12 protein-coding genes are annotated in these 16,639 nt (G+C 68.4%); 5 read left to right on the forward strand and 7 right to left on the reverse strand.

What is annotated here, in order from left to right:
- Positions 1-82 precede the first annotated feature (82 nt).
- From EDC22_RS13085 to EDC22_RS13100, 4 genes are all read right to left on the reverse strand, one after another.
- Positions 83-907, reverse strand: a complete 825-nt coding sequence (locus tag EDC22_RS13085; protein WP_132807124.1) for an ABC transporter permease — start codon at positions 905-907, stop codon at positions 83-85.
- A 9-nt stretch (positions 908-916) separates the two neighbouring features.
- Positions 917-2,167 carry an ABC transporter permease gene (locus EDC22_RS13090; RefSeq protein WP_132807125.1) on the reverse strand — a complete coding sequence of 417 codons (1,251 nt, stop codon included), beginning with the start codon at positions 2,165-2,167 and terminating at the stop codon, positions 917-919.
- Between the two features lie 226 nt (positions 2,168-2,393).
- On the reverse strand, positions 2,394-3,434 hold the full coding sequence (locus EDC22_RS13095; RefSeq protein WP_132807126.1) for an ABC transporter substrate-binding protein: 1,041 nt from the start codon (positions 3,432-3,434) through the stop codon (positions 2,394-2,396).
- A gap of 97 nt (positions 3,435-3,531) precedes the next feature.
- On the reverse strand, positions 3,532-4,653 hold the full coding sequence (locus tag EDC22_RS13100) for an ABC transporter ATP-binding protein (protein ID WP_132807127.1): 1,122 nt from the start codon (positions 4,651-4,653) through the stop codon (positions 3,532-3,534).
- 245 nt (positions 4,654-4,898) lie between these two features.
- Here EDC22_RS13100 and EDC22_RS13105 point away from each other — a divergent pair, with 245 nt between their 5' ends.
- A complete protein-coding gene (locus EDC22_RS13105; RefSeq protein WP_132807128.1) occupies positions 4,899-7,409 on the forward strand; it encodes a GcvT family protein in 2,511 nt (836 codons plus the stop codon).
- A 9-nt stretch (positions 7,410-7,418) separates the two neighbouring features.
- Here EDC22_RS13105 and EDC22_RS13110 read toward each other — a convergent pair whose 3' ends face one another.
- Both EDC22_RS13110 and EDC22_RS13115 read right to left on the reverse strand, forming a co-directional pair.
- Positions 7,419-8,483: an AI-2E family transporter gene (locus EDC22_RS13110; RefSeq protein ID WP_132807129.1), complete on the reverse strand. Its 1,065-nt coding sequence runs from the start codon at positions 8,481-8,483 to the stop codon at positions 7,419-7,421.
- Positions 8,484-8,529: 46 nt separating this feature from the next.
- Positions 8,530-9,522 carry a GlxA family transcriptional regulator gene (locus EDC22_RS13115; protein WP_132807130.1) on the reverse strand — a complete coding sequence of 331 codons (993 nt, stop codon included), beginning with the start codon at positions 9,520-9,522 and terminating at the stop codon, positions 8,530-8,532.
- Between the two features lie 348 nt (positions 9,523-9,870).
- Here EDC22_RS13115 and EDC22_RS13120 point away from each other — a divergent pair, with 348 nt between their 5' ends.
- From EDC22_RS13120 to EDC22_RS13135, 4 genes are all read left to right on the forward strand, one after another.
- A complete protein-coding gene (locus tag EDC22_RS13120) occupies positions 9,871-11,118 on the forward strand; it encodes a sarcosine oxidase subunit beta family protein (RefSeq protein WP_245499755.1) in 1,248 nt (415 codons plus the stop codon).
- A 105-nt stretch (positions 11,119-11,223) separates the two neighbouring features.
- Entirely contained in the window at positions 11,224-11,592 is a 369-nt protein-coding gene (locus tag EDC22_RS13125) for a sarcosine oxidase subunit delta (protein ID WP_132807132.1), read from the forward strand.
- Positions 11,593-11,761: 169 nt separating this feature from the next.
- Positions 11,762-14,791: a sarcosine oxidase subunit alpha family protein gene (locus EDC22_RS13130; RefSeq protein WP_132807133.1), complete on the forward strand. Its 3,030-nt coding sequence runs from the start codon at positions 11,762-11,764 to the stop codon at positions 14,789-14,791.
- Positions 14,784-15,440: a sarcosine oxidase subunit gamma gene (locus EDC22_RS13135; protein ID WP_132807134.1), complete on the forward strand. Its 657-nt coding sequence runs from the start codon at positions 14,784-14,786 to the stop codon at positions 15,438-15,440. The genes EDC22_RS13130 and EDC22_RS13135 overlap by 8 nt, the downstream gene beginning before the upstream one ends.
- Before the next feature lie 90 nt (positions 15,441-15,530).
- Here the strand turns inward: EDC22_RS13135 and EDC22_RS13140 are convergent, their stop codons facing one another.
- Positions 15,531-16,628, reverse strand: coding sequence for an AsmA family protein (locus tag EDC22_RS13140; RefSeq protein WP_132807135.1), 1,098 nt, complete (start codon positions 16,626-16,628; stop codon positions 15,531-15,533).
- Positions 16,629-16,639: the final 11 nt, after the last annotated feature.

The raw sequence follows: 16,639 nt of genomic DNA on the forward strand, positions 1-16,639 counted from the left end.
GCGCTGATTTAGAGGCTTGGCGGCGGGGAGGGAAGGCCGGGCCGGTGAGGGGCAGGGCGCGAGGGCGGCGGGAACGGACGCTCTACCTCGCGGTCATGCCGCGCAACCGCTCGGTGCGGCGGCGCAGCAGTTCGACGGCGGTGAGCAGGATGACCGAGACCGCCACGAGAACGGCGGCGGCGGCGGCGATCGTCGGGCTGATGTTCTCACGCAGGCCGGAAAACATCTCGCGCGGGATCGTGCGCTGTTCGGGACCGGCGATGAACAGGATCACCACCACCTCCTCGAAGGAAGTGGCGAAGGCGAACAGCGCGCCGGTGATCATGCCCGGCAGGATGAGCGGGAAGATCACCCGAAACGCCACCCGCACCGGCCCGGCACCGAGGCTCGCGCCCGCCCGCGCGAGGTTCCAGTCGAATCCGGTGAGTGAGGCGAGCACGGTGATGACGACGAACGGCGCGCCGAGCGCGGCATGGGCGAGGATGATGCCGGTGTAGGAGGCCGTCAACCCGAGCGGAGCAAAGAAGAAGTAGAGTCCGACCGCGTAGATCACCACCGGGACGATCAGCGGCGACAGCAATATCGCCATGATTGCCCGGCTGCCGGGACAGTAGCCGCGCGACAGGCCGAGCGCGGCCAGCGTGCCGAGCGCGGTGGCGAGCAGCGCCGATGCCAGCCCGATCACCAGGCTGTTGCGGATCGACATCGCCCAGCGCTCGCTGGTGAAGAACTCCTCGAACCAGCGCGTCGTGAAGCCGCGCAGCGGATAGGTCAGATACTGCCCGTCATTGACCGACAGCGGCAGCATCGCCGCGATCGGCACGATCAGGAAGGCGAAGCAGAGGATCGCGCCGACCCACAGCGCGATCCGCCAGAGCCGTTCCGACAGGGTGAGGGAGCCGCCCATCGCCTGCCCTCAGATCGCGCCGGCCCGGACGCCGCCGACCAGCCGCGCATAGACCAGATAGAGCAGCAGCGTGGCAACCAGCAGGCCGGAGCCGAGCGCGGCTGCCAGCCCCCAGTTGGCGGTGCCGGTGGTGTAGAGGGCGATGAACGACGAGATCATGCGGTCCGAGGCACCGCCGACCAGCGCCGGCGTGATGTAGTAGCCGAGCGCGATGATGAACACGAGCAGCGCGCCCGCGGCGATGCCGGGCAGCGCCTGTGGCAGGTAAACCCGCAGGAAGGCGGTCGTTGGCGGCGCGCCGAGCGACTTGGCGGCGCGCATGTAGTCGGGCGGGATGCTGCGCATGACGCTGTAGGCGGGTAGGATCATGAACGGCAGCAGCACATGCGTCATGGCAATCAGCACGCCGGTTCGGTTGTAGATCAGGCGGAGGGGGGTATCCGAGAGCCCGAGCCACAGGATCGCCTGGTTGACGAAGCCGTTCTCCTGCAGCACCACCACCCAGGCGCCGGTGCGCACCAGGAGCGGCGTCCAGAACGGCAGCAGCACCAGGATCAGCATCACGTTGCCGATGCGCGACGGCAGGCTCGCCAGCAGATAGGCGGCCGGAAAGCCGAGTGCCAGGCAGAGCAGCGTCACCGACAGCGCTATGCCGAAGGTCCTCAGATAGACCTGCACATAGAGCCGTTCGGCTTCGGGAACCTGGACGATGGTGCCGTCCACGTCGCGCCTGCGGTCGATCGAGGCGAGCAGGAAGTAGTCTGAGATCGGGCCGCTGGCGTGATGGATCGCCGACCAGGTGGCCTTCTCGCCCCAGGCCGGATCGCGGGCGATCAGGGCCGCACGCCAGGATTCCGGCGCCTCATCGAGACCCTCGACCCAGCGCGCCGTGTTCATGGCGAGCGAGCGGCCGTTCGGCACCTCGTAGTTCAGCCGACGCGCGGCCGCCGCCGTCGTGCGGTTTTCCCATGAGGTGCGCAGGTCCTCCGCGAGCGCCGCGAACACCGCTTCGCCCGGAACGCCGCTCTCGTCGGTGCCGTGTTCCTTCAGCGCAGCCGCAACCCGCGGCCAGGCCCGCGCCAGCTCGTCGTCGGCGACGCTGCGCCGCAGCATGTCGGCGATCGGCGTCACGAAGACGACGAGCGTGAAGGCGAGCAGCGGCGCAACGAGCAGGAAGGCGCCGAGCCGCCTGCGTCTGAGCGTGCGCGCCAGCCGGCGGGCGATGATCCGGGGATCGTCCTGAGGCGGGGCGCCGTTCATCGGTGATGCCTGAGGTGCCGACCATGCATGGTTGCGACCACCCTCGCCGCCCCGTCCGATGGCCTTCGCGCCAAACTGGCATCGGGCAAGCCGGCATCGGCCAGGTGTGCAACGCCTGCGCAGGCCGGGATCGGGGCGCGCAAGCCCGATGCGCTGTGCCGTCCCGATCCCGGACGCCCACCGAAACGGCGCCCGGGATGACGGGGGAGGATGGTGACCGTCGGCTTCAGTTGCCGGCCCAGACGTTGAACCGCTCGGTCAGCCGGTCGATGTTCTCCAGCCAGAAGGCATCTGAGATCTGCAGCGAGACCGCGAGGTTTTCCGGCGCCGTCGGCAGATCCTTCAGCCGGTCGGCGGGGATCTGCGCGCTCGCGTCCCTGGCGGTGACGCCGTAGGCGATCGCCTCGGGCAGCTTCGCCTGGTTCTCCGGTCGGCCCATGAACTCGATCAGCTCGTAGGCGGCGTCGATGTTCGGGGAATCCTTCAGGATCACCCAGGAATCGAGGGTGTAGAGGCTGCCCGGCCAGACAATGCCGAAATTGCGGCCGTCATTGCGATTGGCTGCATCGATGCGGCCGTTGTAGACCGACGTCAGCACCACCTCGCCGGAAGCGAGCAGCTGCGGCGGCTGGGCACCGGCCGTCCACCAGACGATATCGCCCTTGATGGTGTCGAGCTTGGCGAAGGCGCGGTCGATGCCCTCCTCGGTGGCCAGCACGTCGTAGACCTGCTCGATCGGCACGCCGTCGGCCATCAGCGCGAATTCGAGATTGCCCTTCGGACCCTGACGCAGACCGCGCTTGCCGGGAATCTTGGCCGTGTCGAAGAAGTCGGCCCAGCCGGTCGGTGCCTCGGCCAGCCTGTCGCGATCGTATGCCATGACGAAGCTCCACACGATCGCGCCGACGCCGCAGTCGTGCACGGCCTGGTCGAGATAGCGTTCCTTGCCGCCGATGCGCGACCAGTCGATCTCCTCGAGGATGCCTTCGTCGCAGCCAAGCTCCAGTTCCTCGGATTCGACCTGCACCACGTCCCAGGTGGCGTTGCCCCCCTCGACCTGCGCGCGCAGCACGCCGATGCCGCCATCCCAGGATTCGTCCAGCAGGGGCTTGCCGGTCGCCGCCTTGAACGGCTCGAAGTAGATCTTCTTCTGCGCGTCCTGATAGGCGCCGCCCCAGGAGACCACGGTCAGGTCGCGGGCCTCGGCGGCGCCGGCCAGGCCGATGCTCACCGCCGCCGCGGCCACGACGGGCTGAATCCACTTCATGACATCCTCCCTCAGGGTGAGCCGGGACGGACCATCCGTCCCGCAACGGTGCATGCAGTTCCCTCGACCGTCATCGAAATCCCGGTCCTGGCCCGCGTCAAGCCGTCGCCGGAGCATCGAGCGCGCGACAGTCGGTCGCCGCCCAGCCGACCGGCACGATGGCCTGTTCGGTCAGCTGCAGCCGCGACGGCGCGTTGGGAACCTTGACGAAGAAGTCGTCGCGGCCGCACACGCAAAGTCGGGCGCGGATGTGGTCGCCGAGATAGATCAGCTCTTCGACGCGGCCCTCGAAGCGATTGTCGAGGCCGGCTGCGGCCTCGCCGATGGCGACCCGCTCGGGCCGGATCGACAGCATTGCCGCGTCGCCGACCGCCCCGGCCCGCACCGCAAGCGCCTTGACGAAGGCACCGCTGACCTCGACCTCGCACAGTCCATCGGCCAGCCGCACGATCCGGCCGGTCAGGCGGTTGTTCTCGCCGATGAACTGCGCGACGAACGAATTCTCCGGCGCTTCGTAGAGCACATCCGGACGCGACAGCTGCTGGATCACCCCGTCGTTGAACACCGCGATCCGGTCCGACATGGTCAGCGCCTCGGACTGGTCATGCGTCACATAGACGACCGTGACGCCGATGTTCTGGTGGATGTGCTTGATTTCGTACTGCATCTGCTCGCGCAGCTGCTTGTCGAGAGCGCCAAGCGGCTCGTCCATCAGCACCAGTTGCGGTTCGAACACCAGCGCGCGGGCGACAGCGACGCGCTGCTGCTGGCCGCCGGACAGCTGCCCAGGCATGCGGCCGCCCATCTGCGGCAATTCCACCATCTCCAGGGCCCGCTTCACCCTGGCCTCGATCTCGGCGCGGCCGAGCTTGCGGACCTGCAGCGGGAAGGCCAGGTTCTCCGCCACCGTCATGTGCGGAAACAGCGCGTAGTTCTGGAACACCATGCCGATGCCGCGCCGGTGCGGCGGGACATTGTTGATCGGCCGTCCGTCGAGCAGGATCTCGCCGTGCGTCGCCGTCTCGAAGCCGGCCAGCATCATCAGGCAGGTGGTCTTGCCCGAGCCGGACGGCCCCAGCATGGTCAGGAACTCGCCGCGCTCGATATCGAGATTGAGATTCTTCACGACGAGGCTCTGCCCGTCGTAGCTCTTCTGGACATCCCTGAAGCGGACGTGCGGATCGTCCCGTCCGCGCCGATCCGTCCCGCGTACCGTCATGACCCCCCTCTGGTCGGATGCCGCCCGGCTGTTGCCGTGACGGCTCCTCAGACCATTCCAAAAAAACCAATCAGCGGCAATGCCCCGGGCGGCACGGTCTGCGGTCCTGCGCGTCGTGCATGCGGCGCGATCGGGCAGGTGGCGGTTCCGCGACAGCCGATGTCGCCGCGCGGGCAGTGTCGGGCGCGCGTGGCGGATTTACTCGCCCTGCAGCGTGGCAGGCAGTCTGCCGGAGGGGGATCGACATGAGGACGGAAGCCCGGGTGGTGGTGATCGGCGGCGGCGTGGTGGGTGTCTCGACGCTCTACCACCTGGCGCGCAAGGGCTGGTCGGACGTGGTGCTGGTCGAGCGCAGGGAACTGACCTCCGGCTCGACCTGGCATGCGGCCGGCCTCCTGCCACTGTTCAATCTGTCCTACTCGGTGGGGCAGATCCACAAGTACTCGGTGCGGTTCTACCAGGAACTCGCCGAAGAGACCGGCATGGACACCGGCTTCCGCAAGGTGACCAATGTCCGTCTCGCCCGCACGAAGACCCGCTGGGACGAATACATGTACTATGCGGGGGTCGCCCGCACGATCGGCGTCGAGGTGAACATACTCACCCCCGAGGACATCCGGCGGCTGTGGCCGTATGTCAATGTCGACGGACTGCTGGGAGCGATCCAGCATCCCGAGGACGGCTACATCCAGCCCGCCGACCTGACGCAGGCGCTGGCGCGCGGCGCCCGCAACCGCGGCGCCGAGATCTACCGCAACACCACCGTCACGGCGATCGCGCCGCATCCGGGCGGCGGCTGGGTCGTGACGACCGACAGGGGCGAGATCCGTGCCGAACACGTCGTCTCGGCGACCGGGAACTTCGCGCGCAGGACCGGTGCGATGGTCGGCCTCGACATCCCCGTCATTCCCGTCGAGCACCAGTATATCGTCACCGAACCGCATCCGGGCATCCTGGAGCATCGCAGGAACGGCGGACTCGAGCTGTGCGTGCTGCGGGAGTCGGATTCCTCCTGGTACATGCGGGAGGAGGCGGGCGGCCTCCTGCTCGGTCCCTACGAGAAGGGCGCGCCCTGTTGCTATCTGGACGGGCCGGACGATCAGTCCGAGTACGAGCTGTTCCAGGAGGATCTGGAACGGCTCGAGCCGCATATCGAGACGGCGATCGCGCGCGTGCCGTGGTTCGGCGAGGTCGGCATCAAGAAGGTCTACAACGGCGCCATCGCCTACACGCCGGACGGCTCGCCCATCGTCGGGCCGGCCTGGGATCTGAAGAACTTCTGGCTGAACGAAGGCCATTCCTTCGGCGTCACGGCAGCCGGCGGCGCAGGCTGGCAGCTTGCCGAATGGATCGTCGAGGGCGAGCCCTCGATCGACATGATGGGCGTCGATCCGCGCCGCTTCGGCCCCTACGCCACCCGCGGCTATCTGAAGGAGAAGAACGAGGAAGCCTACGCCAACGTCTTCACCCCGCACTTCCCCGACGAGGAGCGCCCCGCCGGCCGCCCGCTGAAGACGTCGCCGTGCTATGGCCGCATGGCCGCGCTGGGCGCAGTCTTCGGCTCGGTCTACGGCTGGGAACGGCCGAACTGGTTCGCCCCCCTGGACTACGAGGTCCCGGCCGACGAGCTCGACGTCGACGACGTGCTGACCAAGCACAACCATCCCCCGCCCGATCACACCGGGCGCATCCGCGAGAAGTGGTCGTTCCGCCGCTCCAACTACTTCCCCTTCGTCGGGGAGGAATGTCGCACCGTCCATGAGGCTGTCGGCATCCAGGACATGTCGGCCTTCGCCAAGTGCTGGATCACCGGCCCCGGCGCCGAAGCCTGGCTCGACCGGCTGCTGGCGAACCGCATCCCGCGGACCATCGGTCGCATCAGCCTCTGCCACATGCTGTCGGCGAATGGTGGCGTCCGGGCGGAGTTCACCGTCTACCGGACCGGTCCCGAGAGCTTCTATCTGGTGTCGGCCGGCGCCTTCGAGCGCCATGACCACGACTGCCTGCGCAAGCTGCTGCCCGCCGACGGCAGCGTCACGATGACGCCGGCGACGACCGCGCTGGGCGTGCTGGTGATCGCCGGTCCGCGCGCCCGGGACGTCCTGCAGAAGCTCACCGACACCGACCTGTCGACTGCTGCCTTCCCGTGGCTGACCGGCAAGCCGCTGTCGGTCGGGCGCGCCTCGGCGCATGCGCTCCGGGTCAATTTCGTCGGCGAGCTCGGCTGGGAGCTGCATCATCCGATCGAGATGCAGAACACGATCTTCGATCTCGTCATGGAGGCGGGCAAGGACTACGGCATCCGCCCGTTCGGCATCCGCGCAATGGATTCGCTCAGGCTGGAGAAGTCCTACCGGCTGATCCCGCGCGAACTGTCGATCGAGTATTCGGCCTTCGAATCCGGGCTCGACCGCTTCGTTCATCCCGACAAGGGCGACTTCATCGGCCGCGACGCACTGCTGGCGTGGCGGCAGCGGGGATTCTCCAACCGCTTCGTGACGATGGAGGTGCACGGCATCACCGATGCCGATGCGCGCGGCTCGGAACCGATCCTGAAGGATGGCGAGCTGGTCGGCCGCGCCACGTCGGGCGGCTACGGCTGGCGGCTGGGCAAGTCGCTGGCGCTCGGCATGGTTCGCCCGGATCTCGGCGAGATCGGGACGGAGCTTCGAATCCGCATCCTCGGCGAGGACTACCGCGCGACCGTGATCGAGGACTCGCCCTTCGACCCGGCGAACCAGCGGCTGCGGAGCTGACGGACCAGGCTATTGGCGCGCGCTGTCCGGGATGTTGCCGTCCTTCGACAGGAGCACCGCCAAGGGGCGCCAGGCCGGAATGTGCGAGCAGACGATCATCACGATGACCATGATCGGCACCGACAGGAACATGCCGACGATGCCCCAGACCGAGGCCCAGAAGGTCAACGACAGCAGGATCACCAGTGGGCTGAGGTTGAGCGAGCGGCCCATCAGCGCCGGCTCGATGAAGCTGCCGATGGTGAACTGCAAGGCGCTGACGCCGAGCGCGATCACCAGGAACGGTCCGAACGAGTCGAACTGAACCAGCGCCACCAGCGCCGGCAGGATGGTGGCGATCACCGAGCCGATGTTCGGGATGAAATTGAGGAAGAATGCGAGCAGCGCCCAGGTCTCGGCGAAATCGAGCCCCATCGGCCTCATCACCAGGTAGGCGGTGCCGGCCGTCAGCGCGCTGGTGAACAGCTTCACCGAGAAGTAGCGCTGGATGCTGTCGGAGATCGACAGGATCACCGTCTCGATGCGTTCGGCCCGGCCGGGATCGGGGAACAGCCGGGCGAGCTTGACGTGGAAACGCGGCCGCTCGACCAGCATGAAGCCCATGTAGAGCACGATCAGCGAGATGATGGCGAGGATCGCGCCGGCCGAACCGACGAGGCCGGCGAGCCGGGCGGTGATGTTGATTTCGGCGACCATCCGCTGCAGATCGGCCACCACGTCGCGGCCGAACAGCTCCGCGGTCTGGTTGAGCATCTCCTGGAAACGGCTGATGTAGCGCGGGCTCGCCGCCACCACCGCCTCGATCTGGGAGGTCAGGATCGAGGCGATGAGGAACAGCCCGTAGGCGACGACGGCCAGCCCCACCACGGTCGCCACCGGTCGGGGCACCGACCATCCGGCGATGCTGATCCGGGTGATCCGGCCGATCAGCGCCGACAGCAGCGTGAACATCAGCAGTGCGATGGCGACCGGGATCAGGAACGATCGCCCGACATGCAGCGCCGCCATGACGATGGCCGCGGCCACCAGCCAGAGGAACCAGCGCGGCATCAGCATGGCAGCAGGGCCGTCCACCGGCCATCCGCCCCGGTTGCTGCCGGTCCGGTCGCGGCGCCCCGTCTCACTCGGCCAGCTCCCGCTCGCGCCGCTCCATCAGCGGCGAGCGGCCATAGAATTCACGGTAGCACTTCGAGAAATGCGAGGCCGAGACGAAGCCGCAGGCGACCGCCACCTCGACCACCGGCAGGTTCGACTGCAGCAGCAGGTGCCGGGCGCGGTCCAGCCGAAGTTCGAGGTAATAGCGGGCCGGCGAGCGCCCCATGGTGCGGCGGAACAGCCGCTCGATCTGGCGCCGCGACAGCCCCGCGAACCGTGCCAGCTCGACCAGCGTCAGCGGCTCGGCGATGTTCGCCTCCATCAGCTCGATGATGGTCAGCACCTTGGTATTGTGGATGCCGAGCCGGGCCCTGAGCGGCAGCCGCTGGCGGTCGTGCGGATTGCGGACCCGGTCGGTCAGCGCCTGTTCGCACACCCGGTTGACCACCGTCTCGCCGAGATCCTGGTCGATCAGATGGAGCATCATGTCGAGCGAGGCGGTGCCACCGGCGCAGGTGTAGATGTTCTTGTCGACCTCGAAGAGGTCGGCATAGATGTCGGCCTCCGGGAACGCCTCGGCGAAGCCCGGCAGATTCTCCCAGTGGATGGCGCAGCGCTTGCCGTCGAGCAGGCCCGCCTTGGCCAGCACCCAGGCACCCGTGCACATCGCCCCGACCGTCACGCCGCTGCGGTTGAGCTGCCGGAGCCAGGAATAGAGCGCCTTGGAGTCGAATTTCTCGACGTGGACGCCGGAGCAGACGAAGAACATGTCCGGCTTCTCGTCGGTCGGGAAGCGCCGCTTCTCATCCTCAAGCGAGCCGTCGACGGCGACCTGCACGCCATTCGAGGCGAGGCCCGGCCCGCCGTCGAGCGTCACCAGCCGCCACTTGTAGAAGGATTGACCGATCTGCCGGTTGGCGAGCCGCAGCGGTTCGATCGCCGTGGCGAACGCGATCATCGAGAAATTCGGTACGAGGAAGAACACGATACGACGCGACCGCGCGACGCTTGCGTCCATGTGAGGCCTCTCCGGGACCGCGACGGTGCGGCCGGGCGTCCGGCCGTCGGATGTCGCAATCAGACCAGTCTTCGCTCCTAGAGGACAATCGGGCCGGGCGCAAGCGCGCCATGGTGTCGGCGGTTCCTGTACGGCCGCATTCAGGGATTGGCGGCCGGCGGGGAGGCTTGGATCGGGCAGCGTCGCTCGCTACTCTCCCTCGTCATCCCGGCCGGAGCGCAGCGGAGAGCCGGGATCGGTTTCACGCCGGCGCTGAAACAGGCCCGATCCCGGATCGCCGCCCGTACGGCCTGCGGGATGACGAGGGAAGCAAGGGGCGGATGGAATCCGCCCGGGAGCGGGGGTAAGGTGCGCTACTCCGTCTTTTCGTTGATCCGCGAAGGCCTGACGGGACATGCCGGCTGGCCGCGTGCCTGGCGCAATCCGGACCCCAAGCCCGCCTACGATGCCGTGGTCATCGGCGGCGGCGGCCACGGCCTGGCGACCGCCTACTATCTGGCCAAGGAGCACGGCATGACGCGGATCGCCGTGCTCGAAAAGGGCTGGATCGGCGGCGGCAATTCCGGGCGCAACACCACCATCATCCGCTCCAACTACCTCTTCGATGAGAGCGCGGCGATCTACAACCATGCGCTCAACCTGTGGAAGGGGCTCGGCCGTGAGCTCAACTTCAACATCATGATGAGCCACCGCGGCGTGCTCAACCTCGCCCATGACGAACACGAGGGCCGGCAGCTCAAGCGCCGCGTCGAGGCCAACCGGCTGAACGGCGTCGATGCCGAATGGCTGGATGCCCGGCAGGTCAAGGAATTCTGCCCGGTCATCAACATCTCCCAGCAGATCCGCTATCCGGTGATGGGTGCGACGCTGCAGCGGTCCGGCGGCGTCAACCGCCATGACGCCGTGGTCTGGGGCTATGCGCGGGCGGCGGATGCGATGGGCGTCGACATCGTCCAGCAGTGCGAGGTCACCGGCATCCGCGTCGAGGCCGGTGCCGTCACCGGCGTCGAGACGACCCGCGGCTTCATCAGGACCCCGAAGGTCGCCTGCGTCACGGCCGGCCACACCTCGGTGATCGCCGCGATGGTCGGGCTCAAGCTGCCGATCCAGAGCCACCCGTTGCAGGCGCTGGTGTCGGAGCCGATCAAGCCGCTGGTGCCCTGCGTGATCATGTCGAATGCGGTGCACGTCTATGTCAGTCAGTCCGACAAGGGCGAACTGGTGATCGGCGCAGGTATCGACGCCCACAATTCCTATACCCAGCGCGGCTCGATCGACATCATCGAGCACCAGATGGCGTCGCTATGCGAATTGTTGCCGGTGGTCTCGCGCCTGAAGATGATGCGCCAGTGGGGCGGCATCGTCGATACCTGCCCGGATGCGAGCCCGATCATCTCCAAGACGCCGGTGAAGGGCTTCTACATCAACGGCGGCTGGGGCACCGGCGGCTGGAAGGCGACACCGGGCTCGGGTCACGTCTTCGCCTGGACGGTTGCAAAGGACGAGCCGCATCCCATCGCCGCACCCTTTGCGCTGGAGCGCTTCTACACCGGGGCGCTGGTCGCCGAGCACGGTGCCGCAGCGGTCGCGCACTGAGGGGGAGGCAATGAACGCCGCTGGATCAATCAGGCTCCGCGCCCACCGTCCCGTTCGGGGAAGGTTCGCGCGCCACTGCGGTCCGCTCTGCCGGAAGGTCGCCCCATGTTCCTGATCACCTGTCCGTATTGTGGCCCGCGCGATCAGTCGGAGTTCTCCAACGCCGGCGAGGCGCATATCGCCCGGCCGACCAACGGCGAGGAACTGAGCGACGAGCAGTGGGCGGATTTCGTCTTCCTGCGCACCAACCCGAAGGGGCTGTTCGCCGAGCGCTGGGTGCACACCGCCGGCTGCCGGCGCTTCTTCAACATGCTGCGCAACACGGCCACCGACGAGATCCTCGCCGTCTACCGCATCGGCGAGCCGCGGCCGCAGGTGACGACCGCAGGACCCGTCACGCCCTCCGGCGAGGCGCCGATCGGCTCGGGCAACGATGCGGTGAAGGTGATGCGGCCGGGGGAGGGAACGGAATGAGGGCGATCCGGCTTGCCGAGGCAACGCCTTCGTCCCGGACGGCCGCAGGCCGATCCGGGATCGGGAGGATGCGGCGATCCCGTCGTTGCGCCTGGATCCCGTCTCTCGGCGTCGCGGCGGCCGGATGGCTGCATGCGACGACCGCTCGCCCGGCTCGCAGGTCCCGGCCATGACCGCGCAACCGTACCGGCGCCCCTCCGGCGGGCTGATCGACCGCTCGCGGTTGGTGCGATTCCGCTTCGAGGGGCGCGACTTCGCCGCCCATCCCGGCGATACCCTCGCCTCGGCGCTGATCGCGGCGGGCCAGCACATGGTGGCGCGCAGCTTCAAGTATCACCGCCCGCGCGGCATTTTCGGCGCCGGCTCCGAGGATCCGGCGGCACTCGTCCAGATCGGTCGCGATCCGGCGCGCACCGAGCCGAATGTCCGCGTCACCGAGCAGGAGGTCTATGACGGCCTCGAGGTGCGGGCGCAGAATGTGTGGCCCTCGCTCGGCTTCGACATCGGCGCCCTCAACGACCTCCTGTGGCCGTTCCTGCCGGCGGGGTTCTACTACAAGACCTTCATGGGACCGCCCGGCAACTGGATGACGTTCGAGCCATTCATCCGACGTGCCGCCGGCATGGGCCGCGCGCCGACCGCACCCGACCCCGATCGCTACGAGTCGATCAACCGCCATTGCGATGTGCTGGTCGTCGGCGGCGGACCGGCGGGGCTGATGGCGGCGCTGTCGGCAGCGCGATCCGGCGCCCGAGTCATCCTCGCCGAGGAGACCGACCGCCTGGGCGGCCGCCTGCTGGCGCTCGATCCGGACACGACCCGGCTGGGCGGCAAGGCGCCTGCCGAGTGGGTGCACGGCGTTGCGGCCGAACTCGCCGGCATGGCTGAGGTGCGCATCCTCACCCGCACGGTGGCGTTCGGCTACTACGCGCAGAATTTCGTCGGCCTGTGGGAGCGCGTCTGCGATCATCTCGCCCCCAACGACCGGCCGGAGAACCTTCCGCGCCAGAGGGTCTGGCGTGTGCGCGCCAGGGAGGTTGTGCTCGCCACCGGCGGCATCGAGCGGCCCCTTGTGTTCCACGAGAACGACCGGCCGGGCATCATGCTCGCCGGCGCGGTGCGCACCTATGTCCATCGTTACGGCGTGCTGCCGGGGCGACGTGTACTCGTCTTCGCCAACAATGACAGCGCCTGGGAGGCCGCTTTCGATCTGCAGAGGGTGGGCGCCCGCATTGCCGGGATCATCGACATCCGCCGCGACATCGCGCCGGACCTGCTCGCCATGGCGGCGGAACGCGGCATCTCGATCCATCCTGGCTCGGCGATCACCGGCACTTCGGGCCGGTTCCGGGTCTCCGGAGCAACCGTCCGCAAGCTCGACGGGTCGGGCGGTGTCGAGGGGCCGGTCACCGCCGTCGAATGCGACCTGATCGCCGTCTCCGGCGGCTGGATGCCCAATGTCGCGCTGTTCTCCCAGTCGCGCGGCAAGCTCGCCTTTGACGAGGCGATGGGCGCCTTCCGGCCCGGCCAGTCCTGGCAGGCGGAGCGATCGGCCGGCAGCGCCGCCGGCACCTTCGACATCGAAGGCTGCCTCAGGGACGGGGCGAAGGCCGGTTCCCAGGCGGCTGCGAAGGCGGGCTTCACCGCCCGCATGCCGCGTCTCCCGAGGGTCGAGGGCGACGAGCGGCCGCAGGGATCACCGCGGATCCTGTCGGAGGTGCCGAGCGGCCTGCCGAAGCACAAGGTGCGTGCCTTCGTCGACCTGCAGGACGATGTGACGACCAAGGATCTGCGCCTTGCACTTGATGAGGGATACGACTCGATCGAGCACGCCAAGCGCTACACCACGACCGGCATGGGAACGGATCAGGGCAAGGTCGCCGGCATGAACGCCGTCGCCTTCGTCGCCGACACGCTCGGCAAGCCGGTCTGGCAGGTCGGCACCACGACCTTCCGCCAGCCCTACAAGCCGGTCACTTTCGGCGCGCTCGCCGGCCAGCATGTCGGCGGTCATTTCCACCCGCGCCGGGTGACACCCATGCACGCCTGGCACAAGGCCAACGGCGCCGTGTTCGAACCGGTCGGCGACTGGCTGCGGGCGCGCGCCTATCCGAAGCCGGGCGAGAGCTTCGCCCAGGCGGTCGCCCGGGAATCGCGCGCGGCCCGCGAGGCGGTCGCCGTGCTCGACGCTTCGACCTTGGGCAAGATCGACATCCGCGGCAAGGATGCGCGTACCTTCCTCAACCGGGTCTACACCAATGCCTGGTCGAAGCTCGCGCCCGGCCGCGCCCGTTACGGGCTCATGCTCGGCGAGGACGGCATGGTGATGGACGACGGCGTGACCGCCTGCATCGCCGACGACCATTTCCACATGACCACGACCACCGGCGGCGCGGCGCGCGTGCTGAACTGGCTCGAGGACTATCTCCAGACCGAATGGCGCGACCTCGACGTCTATCTGACCAGCGTCACCGAACAGTGGGCGGTGGCGAGCCTGTCGGGACCGGCAAGCGCCGGCGTGATCGCCGATCTCTGCGACGGCCTCGATGCGGATCCGGATCGCTTCGAGTTCATGAGCTTCCGGGACGCCACCATCGACGGCATCCCGGTGCGGGTCTTCCGCATCTCCTTCACCGGCGCGCTCGCCTATGAGATCAACATCGCTGCCGACTATGGCCTGTGGCTGTGGAACCGGGTCATGGAGGCCGGCGCCGCGTACGGCATCCAGCCCTATGGCACCGAGGCGATGCATCTGTTGCGCGCCGAGAAGGGCTTCATCATCGTCGGCCAGGAGACCGACGGCACCATGACGCCGATGGATCTGAGAATGGACTGGATCGTCTCCAGGACGAAGGGAGACTTCATCGGCAAGCGCTCGCTGAGCCGCGCCGATATGGTGCGCCCCGACCGCAAGCAGCTGGTCGGGCTTCTCACCGAAGACCCGGCGCTGATGCTGGAGGAGGGCGCCCACGTGATCGGCACCGACACCGAGCCGCAGCCGCCGGTGCCGATGCTCGGCCATGTCACCTCCAGCTATATGAGTCCGACGCTCCAGCGCTCGATCGCGCTCGCCGTGGTCAAGGGTGGCGGCGCTCGGATCGGCGAGCGGCTCTGGGTCGCCCGCAAGGGGGCCCGTCCGATCCCGGTCAAGGTGACCGAGACGGACTTCCTGAAGCTGAGGGAGGACGGCCTTGTCTGAGGCCCTGTCTGCCGTCACCTCCGATTCCCGGCGCCGCGCGCCGCTTGCGCACCGTACCGCGATCAAGGCGATGGAGGGCGCCGCCTCAATGGCCGAACGGGCCTTCCTTGGCAAGCTGGTGCTGCGTGTCGATCCGGCTGCCGGCGATGCGGCGGTGACCGGGATCATCGGCGTGTCGCTGCCGACCAGGGCCTGCACCTCGACCCGGCAGGGCGAGACCGCGATCCTGTGGATCGGTCCAGACGAGTTCTGGATCATCACCGCGCCGGACGCGCAGACATCGCTCCTCGCCGGGCTTGCCGAGGCGATGGCGGGCCTCCGCCATCAGCTCGTCGACGTCTCCTCCTACTACACCGCGATCGAGCTTGCCGGACCGCGCGCCCGGGACATGCTGATGAAGCTTACGACACTTGATCTGCATCCGCGCGCGTTCGGGGCAGGTCAGGTCGCCGGCTCGATGTTCGGCCGCACCCAGGCGGTGCTCTGGCAGGTCGAGGCGGACGAGGCTGAAGGCGGCCCACTGTTCCGCCTGTTCGTGCGTCGCTCGACGGCCGACTATCTCTGGTGCCTGTTGGCCGAGGCCGGCCGCGAATGGGGGATGCCGCGTCAGGCGCCGCTCGCCGGCGAGACCTGGCAACTGGAGCGATAGGCCACGTCGGCCGGGGGCAACGTCAGGACGGCACGGCCCGGTTCGGGAACGAAAGACCGGGTCGCCGACCGCCAGATCGGTGCTCCGGGCTCAGCAGGCCGACGGCGGCGCCTCGGCGACCACACGGCCGGCGACGCCACCCTCCAGGACGATGCGGGGACTGGACAGCTCGCCGGTGATCTCGAACGGGGAGACGATCGGGATCAGGTTCGGTCTCAGGGCCCGGGGATGCGCCACCATGTCGATCCTGTCGGAGCGGAAGTCGATTCGCCCCGCCGCGGTGACGATGACGTCGTCGGTCTCCACCACGAGCTTCCGGATCTGCGTCGCGCCTGCTGCGAAGGCGAGGTCGGCATCCATGCAGGCGATCCTCGCCATCCCGGTTCCCGCCGATGGGGCGGTCAGCCACGACGGCAGCACCAGCCCCGCAAGGTCGATCAGCCGGGTGCCGATCACCCCGTCGACGAGTCTCAGCGTCGCCGTGCCGTCCGCCTCGCTCAACGCCGCCTGGACGCTGCTGCCGCTCGAGGTGACATCGAAGGTCGCGTTCAGGATCCCGCTGACCGGCAGATCGACGGCGAGCTGCTCCAGCGCATCCTGGATCGGCCAGCTGCGGAGCCGGCCGTCGACGCGGAACGGCCGGCGGTCCTCGGCGAGATTCATTTGCCCGTTGAAATCGAACCGACCCTGCCGGAACGCGAGCCGCATCGACTGGGCGCCGAGCATCCCCGCGTCATAGGTCAGCCGGCCCGACACGTTGCTGACACCCTCGCCCCGGGCGACGTCGATGCGGCCGGCGCCGACCTCGACGTCGATGCGGGGATGGCGCATCGGATGGCGGGCCACATCGTCCGCGCCCCGGTGCGGCGCCGGTGCGCCTTGCGCGTCGTGCGGCGCCATGCGGGTGCGCAGCGTCGCCAGGCTTCGCGCGACGCCGGCGAGCCTGCGCACGTCGCCGAGCGCCAGCGCCTGTGCGGAGACCCGTCCACCGATCACCGGCCGCCGCGCCTCAGCCGCGATCGACAGGTCGGCTAGGATCTCGTGCGGGCCGATGGTCAGCCGTCCGTCGATGGCGCCGCTGTCCGGACCGAGCGTCAGCGCACCGGTATAGGCAAACCGACCTGCTGCTGCGACGGGAAGCGCCGCGGCCTCGGCGAAACGGGCAAAGTCGGGAACCGAGAGCGACACATCGAGAGCGG

Origin of the sequence: Tepidamorphus gemmatus, assembly GCF_004346195.1 — a bacterium.
Lineage (GTDB): Bacteria > Pseudomonadota > Alphaproteobacteria > Rhizobiales > Tepidamorphaceae > Tepidamorphus > Tepidamorphus gemmatus.